The organism is Gemmatimonadota bacterium, from assembly GCA_026706845.1.
Classification (GTDB): Bacteria; Latescibacterota; UBA2968; order UBA2968; family UBA2968; genus VXRD01.
In genome coordinates, this window is the sequence record JAPOXY010000063.1 from 44,496 (window position 1) to 56,851 (window position 12,356).

15 protein-coding genes are annotated in these 12,356 nt (G+C 53.1%); 1 reads left to right on the forward strand and 14 read right to left on the reverse strand.

Annotated features, from left to right (window positions below):
- Nucleotides 1-18: 18 nt before the first annotated feature.
- The 14 genes from OXG87_06275 to ndk all read right to left on the reverse strand — a co-directional run bounded on the left by OXG87_06275 (nucleotide 19) and on the right by ndk (nucleotide 10,807).
- Entirely contained in the window at nucleotides 19-1,137 is a 1,119-nt protein-coding gene (locus tag OXG87_06275) for a hypothetical protein (protein ID MCY3869145.1), read from the reverse strand.
- 86 nt (nucleotides 1,138-1,223) lie between these two features.
- Nucleotides 1,224-3,011 (reverse strand): glutamate mutase L, encoded by a 1,788-nt coding sequence (locus OXG87_06280; protein ID MCY3869146.1) that lies wholly within the window; start codon nucleotides 3,009-3,011, stop codon nucleotides 1,224-1,226.
- Nucleotides 3,004-3,357, reverse strand: coding sequence for a hypothetical protein (locus tag OXG87_06285; protein MCY3869147.1), 354 nt, complete (start codon nucleotides 3,355-3,357; stop codon nucleotides 3,004-3,006). The genes OXG87_06280 and OXG87_06285 overlap by 8 nt, the downstream gene beginning before the upstream one ends.
- Complete coding sequence (locus OXG87_06290; protein ID MCY3869148.1) at nucleotides 3,320-3,751, reverse strand: hypothetical protein; 432 nt, start codon at nucleotides 3,749-3,751, stop codon at nucleotides 3,320-3,322. Before OXG87_06290 ends, OXG87_06285 begins: the two co-directional genes overlap by 38 nt.
- Complete coding sequence (locus tag OXG87_06295) at nucleotides 3,729-4,502, reverse strand: biotin/lipoate A/B protein ligase family protein (protein ID MCY3869149.1); 774 nt, start codon at nucleotides 4,500-4,502, stop codon at nucleotides 3,729-3,731. The genes OXG87_06290 and OXG87_06295 overlap by 23 nt, the downstream gene beginning before the upstream one ends.
- A gap of 68 nt (nucleotides 4,503-4,570) precedes the next feature.
- Nucleotides 4,571-5,347 carry a ribonuclease III gene (gene rnc, locus OXG87_06300; protein ID MCY3869150.1) on the reverse strand — a complete coding sequence of 259 codons (777 nt, stop codon included), beginning with the start codon at nucleotides 5,345-5,347 and terminating at the stop codon, nucleotides 4,571-4,573.
- 11 nt (nucleotides 5,348-5,358) lie between these two features.
- Complete coding sequence (gene fabF, locus OXG87_06305; protein ID MCY3869151.1) at nucleotides 5,359-6,609, reverse strand: beta-ketoacyl-ACP synthase II; 1,251 nt, start codon at nucleotides 6,607-6,609, stop codon at nucleotides 5,359-5,361.
- Nucleotides 6,610-6,659: 50 nt separating this feature from the next.
- Nucleotides 6,660-6,899: an acyl carrier protein gene (locus OXG87_06310; protein MCY3869152.1), complete on the reverse strand. Its 240-nt coding sequence runs from the start codon at nucleotides 6,897-6,899 to the stop codon at nucleotides 6,660-6,662.
- A gap of 34 nt (nucleotides 6,900-6,933) precedes the next feature.
- Nucleotides 6,934-7,680, reverse strand: coding sequence for a 3-oxoacyl-[acyl-carrier-protein] reductase (fabG, locus tag OXG87_06315; GenBank protein MCY3869153.1), 747 nt, complete (start codon nucleotides 7,678-7,680; stop codon nucleotides 6,934-6,936).
- 28 nt (nucleotides 7,681-7,708) lie between these two features.
- On the reverse strand, nucleotides 7,709-8,626 hold the full coding sequence (gene fabD, locus OXG87_06320; GenBank protein ID MCY3869154.1) for an ACP S-malonyltransferase: 918 nt from the start codon (nucleotides 8,624-8,626) through the stop codon (nucleotides 7,709-7,711).
- Complete coding sequence (locus tag OXG87_06325) at nucleotides 8,627-9,619, reverse strand: ketoacyl-ACP synthase III (protein ID MCY3869155.1); 993 nt, start codon at nucleotides 9,617-9,619, stop codon at nucleotides 8,627-8,629.
- Between the two features lie 44 nt (nucleotides 9,620-9,663).
- Entirely contained in the window at nucleotides 9,664-9,846 is a 183-nt protein-coding gene (gene rpmF / locus OXG87_06330; GenBank protein MCY3869156.1) for a 50S ribosomal protein L32, read from the reverse strand.
- Between the two features lie 29 nt (nucleotides 9,847-9,875).
- The gene (locus OXG87_06335; GenBank protein MCY3869157.1) at nucleotides 9,876-10,391 is read right to left on the reverse strand and encodes a DUF177 domain-containing protein; all 516 of its coding nucleotides are present in this window, start codon (nucleotides 10,389-10,391) and stop codon (nucleotides 9,876-9,878) included.
- A gap of 17 nt (nucleotides 10,392-10,408) precedes the next feature.
- A complete protein-coding gene (gene ndk, locus OXG87_06340; protein MCY3869158.1) occupies nucleotides 10,409-10,807 on the reverse strand; it encodes a nucleoside-diphosphate kinase in 399 nt (132 codons plus the stop codon).
- Nucleotides 10,808-11,024: 217 nt separating this feature from the next.
- On the opposite strand from ndk, the gene OXG87_06345 reads away from it, so the two are divergent.
- Nucleotides 11,025-12,356 (forward strand): SDR family oxidoreductase (locus OXG87_06345; GenBank protein MCY3869159.1); only part of this gene is annotated, 1,332 nt, incomplete at its 3' end.

The window sequence follows — 12,356 nt, forward strand, 5'->3', positions numbered from 1 at the left end:
AATCTCCCGATGGGTCGTTTACTCTTGGATGAGTTCGACGTTGGCGCGCGGGACAGTGGCGCCTTCGCCATTGTCAAATTCGACTTCGAGTACGCGCACATGGGTTTCGGATTCGACTGTTTGCAATTCGGGGGGCAGTGCCGTGACTTTGCCCACCTGACCAAAATAGGGCGCGCGAATCACGCGCAAGAGTGCGCCTTCAATGAGGCCTGGATGATCGGATTCTTCGGTTTGTTCGTGGATGCTGGATTCTGGAATGATGATTTCGGGACGCAGAACACCTGCGCGAATCTGGGTGGCACCTGAGATAGAGGCTTCTTTGCCGTTGTTTTCGCTCAGTATGTCAAAGGTTTTGTGCGCCATTGCGATGGGGCCAAAGCCTTCGGTGACGATGACGGTGAGGCCAATATTCTCGGTGCCGGTGATGGCTACGCCGAGGTCGTAACCGAGCAGGTCTCGCAAATCGGCGTCGCGGATGCCGCCTCCAATGATGCCAACGGCGCCGCTTTCTCGCGCTTTGTCAATTACGTCGAGGGTGAGCAGGTTGCCGCCTACGACGATTTTTCCCGCGCACGAGTCGTCGATTTGGTCGGGGGTTAATATTTGATCTGGCTCTTCGGAGATGACGTGCAGAGGCCCCCAGGTTTCACCGCCTACGCCAAAGATGCCCTGCACAAATGCACCTGTGGTTTCGACAATGACGCCTTCTTCGGGCAGGATTTCGATCACGTTGCCATCTATGTATGCCTGTACCTGAACGGGGCGCGGGGGCGCGCGAAAGATGACCTGTCCGGTAATTTTGGAGATGCTTTCGAGGGTGCCACTAATGGGTGCTTTAACGGTGGTTTTGAACCATTTGATGAAGGGACGGGTTTCGGCAATGGGTTCGTCGGCTTCGACGGGGTCGCCTTCGCGTTTGAGCATGTAATTGGGCAGTTCTTCCGGCGTGCAACTCAAGATGTTGACCAGGTTGAGGGTGGTGACGTTGCCGGGCAGGTGCGTACGTGCGACGACTTGATCGCGCGTTACGCTATCGCCTTGTGATACGACGACCTCACCTTTGAGGGGGAGTTGGCGCTGGCGTTGAAGAAGGGTCTGCGGGGTGACGCGAAGGCCGGGTGTGTATGCATGTGCCATAGAGTAATACCTGAGTTAATTGGATAACGGAATATACAATGCGTGGGTTACTTTACAAGAAAATAAATTAAATCATGGCCTTGCTTTTACCGGGGATAGAGGTCGAGGATTTTGCTCCACTGGCTTATTTGATCGGCGCGTTCGGATTGATTTTCGGCAAATACAATGGGGCGACCGCGTCCGTCGAGGATCAGCCCGGCGGTGCCCCCTTTGACTGTGGTGTTCAGTTCTCTACCCGGCCCTGCACCTGCGTCTGTGTTGCGCTCGGGTTGCAAGGTGAGGTGTGCTTCTCGATCGGCTTCGAGGGGGAAGTGTAGAAGGTCGCCAATATTCAGGGTGCCGGATTGGGTTCCGTCGGGAAGGCCGATTTCGTATTGCGTACAGGGTGTGCCGATTTTGCCCTGGGCGATGGGCGCGATACACGTGCCGAGGTAAATGAGGCAGTCGCGTTCAAAAACCTGAGTGGCGGCGATTTCGTTGACCGATGAAAGTACGCCGAGGTGTGGCATCATAAAGATGCTGTCAACGGCGAGGCGCGTGATGCCGTCGGGCTGGAAGGCGTCGATGAGCATGGCGGCTGTTTGCATTCGACGCGGGGCGTGAGATAGAACGCCGCCGCTTCCTACGAGGAGGTCGAGGTCGCGCATTTTGATGAGGCTTTCGCCGCCTGCGGATTGGTCAAATACATCGGACAGAGTGCGCTCTGCCTGTACGCCTTTGAGACCCACGGCCAGTGCGCGGTGCTGAACAAAGGCCAGGCGCAGGGCTTCGCGGGCAATGGCCTGTTCGACCTGAAGTTCTTCGAGCATTTGCGGAATTGTGGTGGGGCGGATCATTTTGTTTTTGATGCGGTCTCGCAGGTCGGCTTCGTCGATTTTGAAAGGTACCCAGCGCATGACGTCGTTGAGGCCCGCTTCTGCGAGTACGTTGGATACGCTGTAGGACATGCCGAGATTGGCAGATACCGTGCGGTTGAAGATATCGTCAAAGACGCTGAATACGTCGGTGGTGGCGCCGCCTATGTCAACGCCCACGACATTGATATTTTGTTGTTTGGAGACGGTTTGCATCATGAGGCCAACTGCGCCAGGTGTGGGCATGATGGGCGCGCCTGTCCAGGAGATGAGTTTTCGATAGCCGGGGGCTTGCGCCATGACGTGTTCGAGAAAGAGGTCGTGGATCACGTGGCGAGCCGGTCCGAGATTTTCTTCTTCGAGCGTGGGACGGATGTTTTCCGTGGTGGTGAGGGCTGTTTTGTCGCCCAGGGTGCGTTCGATTTCCGGCGCGGCATCTTTGTTTCCCGCGTAAATGACGGGCAGTTGATATCCCGATCCAAATCGCGGTTTGGGGTCGGCTGCGGAGATAAATTCGGCCAGTTCGACGACGTGCGAAACGGTGCCGCCATCTGTGCCGCCCGAAAGGAGTACCATATCGGGGCGCAACTGGCGAATGCGTTCGATTTTTTCGTGGGGCTGCCGCCCGTCGTTGGACGCGAGAATGTCCATGACAATTGCGCCTGCGCCGAGGGCGCAACGCTGCGCGCTTTCGCCTGTCATGGCCTGAATGACGCCGCCGACCATCATTTGCAGACCGCCGCCTGCGCTGCTGGTAGAAATGTAGATGTCAACCCCGAGATTGTCCTGCGCGGGTGTGATGATGGTTTCGCCGTCGAGAATTTGCCTGCCAGAGAGTTCTTCGACTTCTTGAATGGCGTTGAGTACGCCGCGCGTGACGTCTTCATAGGGGGCTTCAACTGTGGTAGGTGCTTCGCCTCGATAGGTTTGGCGATAGACATCGCCCTTTTTTTCTATGAGGATGGCTTTGGTCGTGGTGCTGCCGCAATCGGTAGCGATGATGACGTCGAGTTTATCCATGGTTTTTGTTTTCCAGGGTTTCAATATGGCGAATGAGGCAGGGAATGCTTTCTCGCTTTTCCAGAAAGCGCGTGAAGCGGTCAAACTCGGCTGTTGAAGAAAAGATGATGGATACAAAGGGCGACAAAAAAGTCAAAAGTTGGCTGCCAATATAGTTAAAGGGTCGTCCGGTTTCAAGTAACATAATAGCAGGTGCTGTGAGTCTGCGCTTCACGATGAAGGCGGCGGCTTTTTCGGCGAGGATTTCGTCTTCTTTGGTGATGGCACTTTCGGGGGGGGAGACGGCAAAGGCATGGGCGCAGTAATTCTTAAGCCGGGTCAATATTGATGTGTTTTTGGACGACATGGTAGATCTCTGAGGGATTTTTCGAACGCAGGAATTGACCGCGAAATGTGTCGAGGCGATGCGGTTTGGCAAAAGGACTTAAGAAGACGCCGTCGGGATGATGTGCGGCGCGGCGAAAATTTGTCCATAAATATTGCCTGTGCGTACCGATATGTGAAATGGTAAAACCGCGATCATTGAGAACATAGTGCGTTGGAAAAAAATAACGGGTCATCGCCGCGGTGAGCAATACGAGTGAAAGAAAGGCGAAGGTGATGCTCTGAAAGCTCACGCCGACAATAAACGCGACGCCCAGGATGATGAGTACGAGTAAAACAGATTTTGCCAAAGGCTCTTCGCGCAGGGGATGTGAGGTCCAGGTTTTTGAAGCGTCAATACTTGTCATTCCATTCATAGGTTGCGTATTTTTCGGCGATGAGGCGCTGGGTTTCGGCGATTTCGGTTTCGCTGAGTGTGGTTTCAACAAGCTGGATGTTAAAGGTATTTTGAATGCCTTGCCGGATGGCTGTGGCCGCTGTGTCGAAATTGATGGGGTATGCGAGGGCTTCAGAGAGCGAGGTGGTGTGGCGGTCGAGTTCGCCTGCAAAACGCTTTTGCAGGCCTGGTTTGTCGCCGGGCAGAAGGTCGGCGATTTGTTTGTGTTCTGCGCCGAGCAGGAGCGATCCGTGCTGCAAGAGCATTGTGCCGATGCGCTGCTGCGCACTGCCGATAAGTTTGCGCCCCTTAAATTTGACTTCGTATTGCGCCGTGCTGGTAAAACAGGGCGCGGTGAGTTCTTTACCGCGCGGTGAGGGCTGTGTTTGGCGACGGGATTCAAAGGTTGCATCGACGCCGAGAGCGCGAATACCCGCCAGGAGACCCTCGCTGATTTTGCGATAGGCTTCGTTGATATTGCCCCCCATTACGGGATTGTCGGCAGGGCAGACAACGCTGTAGGTCAGTTCGTTCCAGTGCAAGACAGCGCGACCACCGGTGGGACGACGGACAATGTCGATACCGCGCTCGCGCACTTTTTGGACATCGACTTCGCGGCTGATACGCTGGGCATACCCAAAGGAGACCGCGGGTGGTTGCCACCCATAAACGCGAAAGGCGGGCTGAGCACCTGTTGCTATTGATCGCACGAGGGCTTCATCTACTGCCATATTAAAAAAGGCGTTTCCATGTTGGGTATTCAGGAAACGCCATGTGGGGGGATTAGATTGTGTCACGGTTAGTGCAGGCCCAGATGTCTGAGCGCGTCTTTTGCGGCCATCTGTTGGGCTTCTTTTTTGCTACGCCCCTGTCCTTCGCCCAATCGATCGCCCTGAAGGGTTACTTCGATGAAGAAAATTTTTCGGTGATCTGGACCTTCTTCGGATATGGGCTGATATCGCGGATGGCCCTGTCCCGTACTTTGCGTGTGTTCGAGAAGCAGGCTTTTGAAGTTGAGATAGTTGCCGTCGGCGAGGATTTCTTCAACATTGGTTAGAATTGTGCGTTCGACAAATGAGCGAGCAGCCTCAAGCCCGCCATCGAGGTAAATCGCACCTAAGAGCGCTTCAAAAGCATCTCCGATAATTGAGGTGCGTTGGCGCCCGCCAGATGAGATTTCTTCTTTGCTCAAATAGAGATATTCTCCGAGTTGGATTTTGCGGCCTTTTTCGGCCAGAACGACCTTGCTGACGAGCAGAGACTTGATCTGTGTGAGTTCGCCTTCTCTTTTCTTTTTGAACTGATTGTAGAGATGTTCTGTCACAATGAGATCGAGCACTGCGTCGCCCAAAAATTCCAGGCGTTCGTTGGAAGCAATGCTGCCTTCTTGGGTGACGTAAACATGGGACCGGTGTTTAAGGGCTTGTTCGAGTAAAGCGGTATTGGAAAAGGTGTAACCGAGTTTGCGTTGGAGTTCTTCCTGGGAACGCACCCTGCCGCTTGCGGACCAGCGTCTGATCGTTTGTAAGACGGTTCCGAGTCGGATAAAACCGCCTCCTTTCAATTCGCGTAGCATGTATGGTCTCGTTAGTTGCGAAACTTACGCAGGATGAGTACTGCGTTGTGACCACCAAAGCCAAAAGAGTTACTGATGGCGATTTCAACGGGTATTTCTCGCGCTTCATTGGGTACGTAATCGAGGTCGCATTCTGGATCGGGTGTTTCATAGTTGATCGTGGGCGGTACTACATTGTGGTGAACTGATAGGGTTGCTGCGATGGTTTCAATCGCACCCGAAGCTCCCAAAAGATGTCCGGTCATGGATTTTGTCGAACTGACGGCGAGCTTTTTGGCCCGGTCGCCAAATACGGATTTGATGGCGGCTGTTTCTGCCGGATCGCCCACAGGTGTTGATGTGCCGTGTGCGTTGATATAAGACACGTCTTCGGGATTGATCTGCGCCTGTCGCATGGCGCGGCACATGGCGCGGGCACCCCCCTCGCCGCCAGGTGCCATACCGGTAATGTGATAGGCATCGCCAGTGTAGCCAGTTCCTACAACTTCGGCATAGATAGTGGCACCCCGTTGTGTTGCGCGTTTGAGTTCTTCCAGAACAAGCCCGCCAGCGCCTTCGCCAATTACAAATCCATCTCGGTCTGCGTCAAAGGGACGACTGGCTTGCGTTGGGGCATCGTTGCGGGTTGAAAGCGTTCGCGCTGCGGCAAATCCACCGACTGACATTGGGGTAATGGCAGCTTCTGCCCCCCCTGTGATCATGACATCGGCTTCGTCGTCCCAAATTTCGCGGGCTGCGTTGCCAATGGCATGGGCTGCCGAGGCGCAAGCTGTGACGGTGGTATAATTGGGGCCTTTGGCACCGAGGTGGATGGATACCTGACCTGCGGACATGTCGGGGATCATCATGGGTACAAAAAGCGGACTGATGCGTCTTGGACCATCTTTGCGATAGGCTTCGTGCTGATTCTCAAAAGTCTGGATGCCGCCAATGCCCGAGCCAAATACAACCCCGATGCGTTCGGGCTGTTCATTACTGATATCGAGACCTGCATTTTCTACAGCCTGTACAGATGATGCAATGGCATACTGTGTAAAGAGATCCATGCGCCGCTGGCTTCGACTGTCAATGCCAAAGTGCGCTGGATCAAAGTTTTTGATTTCGGCGGCAAACTGCACGCGGAAATCAGTGGCGTCAAATTTTGTTATGGGGCCAACACCTGTTTGTCCATTGCACAATGCTTCCCAATAGCTTTCCGTGGTATTGCCATTGGGGGCGAGTGTACCCAGGCCGGTGATGACCACTCTGCGTTGTCTGTTCACTAAATGACCTCCTGGAGGCTGGAGATTGGTTCCAGCCTCCAGTTTCCGAGTTAATCCAGACGCTCGTCTAAGTATGCGATGGCGTCGCCAACTGTTTCGAGCTTCTCGGCGTCTTCATCGGATATTTCCATGTCAAATTCTTCTTCGAAAGCCATGACCAGTTCGACTGTGTCGAGCGAGTCTGCGCCCAGATCGTCAATAAAATGGGCGTCGGCATTGACGCTATCGGCATCGACGCCGAGTTGATCAACGATCAGGTCGGTAACTTTTTGTTTAATATCATCGGTCATGTAAAGCCCTCCGTGATTAGTGTGTAGTGATTATTTACATCACCATTCCGCCATCGACAACGAGCACCTGTCCGGTAATATAGGCCGCGTCGTCAGAGGCGAGAAAGGCTGCGGCAGCAGCGACATCTTCGGGGCTGCCGAGTTTGCCCAGTGGAATCTGTTCGATCAACTGTTCTTGTATTTTGGCGTTGAGTTTGGCGGTCATGTCCGTTGGAATAAAACCGGGCGCAATGGCGTTGGCCGTAATATTGCGGCTGGCCAATTCTCTGGCTACGGATTTGGTCAGGCCAATAAGACCCGATTTGGATGCGGCATAATTGATCTGCCCGGCATTGCCCAGAAGTCCCACGACCGATGAGACATTGATGATGCGACCAGTTCGCGCTTTCATCATGGGACGGGTGACGGCTTTGATACAATGGTACGCACCTTTGAGATTGACGTCAAGAACTGCATCCCACTCGTCTTCTTTCATACGCATCAACAAATTGTCGCGGGCGATACCCGCATTGTTGACGAGTACATCGATTTTGCCCCAGGTGTCGAGGACGGTCTCGACAAGGGCTTCAACAGATTCGGCATTGGAGACATCGGTCTGTTGTACAAGGGCTTCACGGCCTTGTGCGCGGATTTTTTCGGCTACAGCTTCAGCAGCTTCTGTACTTTGGCTGGCACATACGGCAATGTTGGCTCCTTCGCGCGCGAAGCGCAGGGCAATGGCCTCGCCAATGCCGCGAGATCCGCCCGTTACAAGGGCTGTTTTACCTGTGAGTCGGTTCATGAGTATAGTTACCTGTCAGTTGAATACTCTAAAGTTGTTCAATAGCTTCCAATGTGCCGGCTTCGTGAACTGGAATATTTCGGTTAATTCGGCGCATGAGACCCTTGAGCACATTGCCTGGCCCCACTTCGAGAGCCTCGGTCATGCCTTCTGCAATGAGTTGTTGCATGGATTCGGTCCAGCGAACCGGCGAAATAACTTGCTCGATCAACAGGTCTTTGAGCAGAGCCGGGTCGCGTGTGGGTTCAGCCGTGACATTGGGGATCACGGGGATTTGCGCCTGGGCAAATGGCACATCGTCGAGTATGTCGGTCAGTGCTGTTATGGCTGGCTGCATCAGGGCCGAGTGAAATGCGCCGCCTACGGGCAATAGCACGGCCCGCCTGGCTCCCAATGCCTTGGCTTTTTCGAGTGCTTCGTCAACGGCGTTTTCCTCGCCAGATAGGACCACTTGCCCGGGGCAATTAAAATTGGCTGTTGTGACATGGCCCGAAGAACTGAGATCATCGCAAAGCTGAATCATTACGTCGTCGTCGAGACCGAGTACTGCAGCCATGGCACCTGGTCGAATTTTTCCTGCGACTTGCATGGCATGTCCGCGAACGCTGACGACCCGAAAGCCGTCTGCGATGCGCATGACACCTGCCGCAACGAGAGCGGCGAGTTCTCCGACACTGTGTCCAGCCACGAGGTCGGGGTGTATCCCCCGGCTTTTGAGCACTTCAAGGGCGGCAATGCTGTGGGCAAAAATTGCCGGTTGTGTGACTGCGGTTTGTTTGAGTGACTCGGCAGGACCGTTGAAGCAGAATGATTTGATTTCTATGTCGAGCACGTCGTCGGCAAGATCAAAAATTTTGTGTGCTTCTGGTGCGGTCCTGTACAGGTCGTGTCCCATACCAACAGATTGGGAGCCTTGCCCTGGAAATAGGAAAGCTTTTTTTGTCATTTAATAAGCCCAGGTTAGCAGGGTGCTGCCCCAGGTATATCCCGCACCGGCACTGGCGAGCAGCACATTGTCACCGCGGCTGAGGCGGCCCTGTTTGACCGCTTCAGATAGGCCAATGGGAATGGTGGCAGCCGAGGTGTTGGCATAGCGGTCGATATTGACCACAACGCGATCTTGGGGTATATCCGTGCGTTTGACGCATGCGTCGATAATGCGCTTGTTGGCCTGATGCGGTACAAAAAGCGCGATGTCTTTGCCGACAAGGCCGTTGCGTTCGAGAATTTGAGCGGAAACTTCGGCCATTTTGGGAACTGCAAATTTAAAAACTTCGCGACCATCTTGATAAATATAGTGCATTTTCTTATCGACGGTTTCACGAGAGGCCGGAAGCAGACTGCCGCCAGCGGGTTGGCGCAAATATTTTACGCCGCTGCCATCAGAATAGAGGATAAAGTCTTTAAGTCCCAAACCGGGTTCGCCGGGTTCGAGTAAAACCGCGCCCGCGCCATCGCCGAAGAGCACACAGGTCTCGCGATCGGTATAGTCTGTGATGCTGCTCATTGTGTCGGCTCCAATGACGACTACGCGTTTGTGTGCGCCTGTTTCAACAAATTGCGCTCCCACCATTAGAGCATATAGAAAACCACTGCAAGCTGCCGATAGGTCGAAAGCCCAGGCATTTGTGGCGCCAATTTGGTCCTGTACCAGACAGGCTGATGACGGAAATACCATGTCGGGCGTGATGGTCGCGACGATGATCAGGTCGATATCTCTGGCATCGAGTCCTTTGTTGTGCAGAATGGATTCCAGAGATTTTAGAGCCATGAAAGATGTGCCCAATCCCTCGTCGAGGATGCGGCGTTCTCTGATGCCTGTGCGGGATGTGATCCACTCGTCGGATGTATCGACCATTTTTTCGAGGTCGGCATTGGTCAGCTTTTGTTCTGGTACGTAGTGCCCCACCCCGCTGATGGTGGCTGTAAGGGGATACATAATAATTACTCTGCTCCTCAAAGTCTGCGCGACATTAGACCAAACTAAAAGCCGTCGGTTTCAATAACTTCGCGCCCATTGTAATAACCGCAATTTCCACAGACCCGATGGGGTATTTTTTGCTGCCCGCAGTTGGGGCATTCGTTAAAGGTGGGTTGACGCAGTTTCCAATTGGCACGGCGTTTACCGGTGCGAGAATTTGAACTTTTTCGTTTGGGATTAGCCATGGGATATTCCTTTTTAATTGATGCTCTGTTTACTGTTCGCTTTCTTTGAGTGCGCGGAGTGCATCCCAACGTGGATCGTGGCTCTTTTCACGCTCGTATTCCAGCAATTCGTGGGGATCTTGTTCATAGCGTTCACAAGGGCCAGAAGGAGATGCAGCGCATGTTGGAATCATGGGTAGTTCGAGCAAAATGTAATCTTTTACGTCATTACCCAGGTCTATTTCGCCGGGTTCTTCATTGAGCCAAATCAGCGTTTCATCATCGTCATCGTCCATCTGGTCGGGACGACCTTTTTGAAAGACGAATGTGTATGAGATGGCGATGGGGAATTCGATGGGTTCCAGGCACCGCGCGCATTCGGGGCGCACCAGACAGGTGGTTTGCCCTTTGGCCGAGAGCGAGTCGCCGTATTTGTACACGACGAGACGGGTGTTTATGGCACCTGTAAATTGGGTGTCTTCTTCGGTAATGTGCAGGTCGGCTGGCGTTTCTTCAAACGCAAATTCGGTTTCGCCTTCCTGTATATCTCTCAGGTCGATTTTCATAGGGTAGCTGACTGCGTTTAGCCAAAGAAGAAAGCCACTTCTTTGGCCGCGTTTTCCAGTGAGTCCGAGGCGTGTACGGCATTGTTTTGAATATCGGTTGCAAAGTCTTTGCGAATGGTGCCTTCCGCGGCTTCTTCGGGATTGGTGCTGCCAATGACTTCGCGCAAAAATGCAACGGCATTGTCTCGATTGAGTGCCATGGGCACACAGGGGCCAGAGGTCATAAAATCGAGCAGGTCGTTGTAAAAAGGCCGTTGGCGATGTACTGCATAAAACTCGGCGGCCTGTTGGCGCGTGAGGCGAACCATTTTTAGGTTTACAATCCGAAAGTTTTTTTCTTCGAGACGGCGGATGATTTCACCGATTACATTTTGTGCAACAGCGTCGGGTTTGACGATGAGCAAGGTGCGTTCCATGCATAAAATTCCATGTGAGAAATACGGCTTAGATCGGCTTGAAGATGGACAAGATAGGAGTTGATCATTTTTTTGTCAACCCCATTTTTGATAAGGATTTGCGCTTGTGAACTGCGCGAGAAAGAGGTTGACACAAGTCCAATGGTCGCCTTTAATTGGGAAGGCGGTTTTTAGCGCTGTTGCGTTTTAATTTTTTTGGAATGCCGGAGTCTTTGTTATGAGTGTCGTTATCCCATTTTTGAACCACAAGGTTCTTTTTATTACGGGTGCAACGGGTTTTTTGGGCAAGGGATTGGTGGAAAAAATCCTTTCCCAGGTGCCAGATGTTGGGCGCATTTATCTTATGGTGCGCCCCCAAAGGCGGGGAGGGGGCAAGCCCATTAGTGCCGAAGACCGGCTGCAAAAGGAGATTTTGCAATCCAGTGCCTTTGCGCGATTGCGCGCAGAACTCGGGGATCGTTTTGATGCTGTGATGCGCGAAAAAGTCATTGCAGTGCCGAGCGATTTAACACAAGACCACCTCGGCATGGACGCCGAGATATATGCGCGGTTAACCCGTGAAGTCGATATTGTGATTAACAGCGCAGCCAATGTGGTTTTTGACGAGCCACTGGATACGGCGCTGATGCAAAATACGCTTGGGGCCAGGCGCGTGGTCGAATTTGCCAGGGCGTGTCGAGATGCTGTGCTCGTGCATGTTTCAACGGCTTATGTCAATGGGCGGCAAAAGAGGATCATTTCTGAAGACGCGCCCGTGCCCGATCAAACTGTGGCACAACAGATGGGAAATGGTCGCGCGCCCGATTATAGTCTGGATTCGGAAATTGAAGATATTCTGGCGTATAGCCGCGAGGTAGAGGTGGCGTCGCGGAGTCCCGAGCGATTTTCGGAATTTACGCGGTTGCTTGACCGACAGGACCGGGGCAAGCGCGTTACAGCGCATCGGCGGGAGCATCAGTTGGAGGCTTTGCGCCAGCGCTGGGTGCGGGAACGGATGGTGACACGCGGTATAAAGCGTGGGCGAGAGTTGGGCTGGCACGACAGTTATTCTTTTACCAAAGCCATGGGCGAGCAGATGATTGCCAGGGCCCGGGGCGATTTGCCAACGGTGATCGTGCGCCCTTCTATTATTGAGAGCAGTTTGTCCGATCCAGAGCCGGGATGGCTGGAGGGGCTAAAAGTGGCCGATCCGCTTATTGCACACTACGGCAAGGGGCGTTTGACGGATTTTCCCGCACGCCCCGAAGCGATTTTAGACATTATTCCCGTGGATATTATTATCAATGTGATTATCGGTGTTTTGCCTTTCATACGTGAAAATACCGATTTGAAGGTTTATCATGTGACGACAAGTGCAAAGAATCCGGTGAAGATGGGTGAGGTTGCCCGGTATGTGTACGAGTATTTTGTGAATAATCCAATGCGAGATCGCAATGGCAAACCCATTGCGGTGACGCCGTGGACCTATCCAACGCTGTCACAATTTCGCCGCAAGATGCGCTATAAGTATTTATTGCCTCTCAAAATTTTGCAAGGGGCACTGAACAGG

Coding starts and splice junctions, on each gene's coding strand:
- OXG87_06335 (MCY3869157.1), bottom strand. CDS start 10,391: ATGAAAATCGACCTGAGAGATATACAGGAAGGCGAAACCGAATTTGCG.
- OXG87_06325 (MCY3869155.1), bottom strand. CDS start 9,619: ATGTATCCCCTTACAGCCACCATCAGCGGGGTGGGGCACTACGTACCA.
- OXG87_06310 (MCY3869152.1), bottom strand. CDS start 6,899: ATGACCGATGATATTAAACAAAAAGTTACCGACCTGATCGTTGATCAA.
- OXG87_06290 (MCY3869148.1), bottom strand. CDS start 3,751: ATGAATGGAATGACAAGTATTGACGCTTCAAAAACCTGGACCTCACAT.
- OXG87_06285 (MCY3869147.1), bottom strand. CDS start 3,357: ATGTCGTCCAAAAACACATCAATATTGACCCGGCTTAAGAATTACTGC.
- OXG87_06275 (MCY3869145.1), bottom strand. CDS start 1,137: ATGGCACATGCATACACACCCGGCCTTCGCGTCACCCCGCAGACCCTT.
- rpmF (MCY3869156.1), bottom strand. CDS start 9,846: ATGGCTAATCCCAAACGAAAAAGTTCAAATTCTCGCACCGGTAAACGC.
- fabG (MCY3869153.1), bottom strand. CDS start 7,680: ATGAACCGACTCACAGGTAAAACAGCCCTTGTAACGGGCGGATCTCGC.
- OXG87_06280 (MCY3869146.1), bottom strand. CDS start 3,011: ATGGATAAACTCGACGTCATCATCGCTACCGATTGCGGCAGCACCACG.
- OXG87_06295 (MCY3869149.1), bottom strand. CDS start 4,502: ATGGCAGTAGATGAAGCCCTCGTGCGATCAATAGCAACAGGTGCTCAG.
- fabD (MCY3869154.1), bottom strand. CDS start 8,626: ATGACAAAAAAAGCTTTCCTATTTCCAGGGCAAGGCTCCCAATCTGTT.
- rnc (MCY3869150.1), bottom strand. CDS start 5,347: ATGCTACGCGAATTGAAAGGAGGCGGTTTTATCCGACTCGGAACCGTC.
- ndk (MCY3869158.1), bottom strand. CDS start 10,807: ATGGAACGCACCTTGCTCATCGTCAAACCCGACGCTGTTGCACAAAAT.